This is a genomic window from Vibrio sp. 1978 (assembly GCF_033344345.1).
Window position 1 is genome coordinate 1 of record NZ_JAWPOP010000440.1, and the last position, 716, is coordinate 716.

The window sequence follows — 716 nt, forward strand, 5'->3', positions numbered from 1 at the left end:
CGTAAACCTCATCTTCACCAAAAGTAGCGAACTCTTCTGAGTACAAGCTGTTGTCAGAACGTTTTTGCGTTACCGTTGCTTGACCTTTGTATAGCTTAACAACCACTTCGCCATTGACGTCTTGTGCTAGCTCTTCTGAGGCAGCAAGAATCGACTTACATAGCGGTGTAAACCAACGACCGTCGTACACAAGGTGAGAGGCTTTTAGACCAAGTTCTTCACGGAACTCGAATGACGATTTGTCTAGCACCAATTGTTCAACTGCGCGCAGAGCTTCCATCATGATGGTACCTCCCGGAGTTTCGTAACAGCCACGAGACTTCATTCCCACCAAACGGTTCTCTACGATATCAATACGACCCACACCGTGTTTTGCGCCTTTTTCGTTTAAGTAAACTAGCGCGTTGTATGGTGTCATCGCTTCACCATCCACTGCCACAACTTCACCTTTTTCGACTTTCAACGTAACGTATTCAGCTTCATTTGGCGCTTGTTCAGGATCAACGGTCCAGACCCAGCAATCTTCGTTTGGTGCATTCCATGTATTTTCAAGCACACCACCTTCGGTAGAAATGTGCCATGCGTTCGCATCACGTGAGTAAATCTTCGTTAGAGACGCTGAGCAAGGAATGTTACGCTCTGCAAGGTAATCCAGACATTGTTCGCGGCTCACTAAATCCCACTCACGCCATGGAGCGATAACGTGTAGATCTGGT

The 716-nt window shown here is 47.1% G+C and carries 1 pseudogene; it reads right to left on the reverse strand.

The features are described 5' to 3' along the window. A pseudogene (locus R8N49_RS27110) lies at positions 1 to 716 on the reverse strand (argininosuccinate synthase domain-containing protein); the annotation flags it as partial.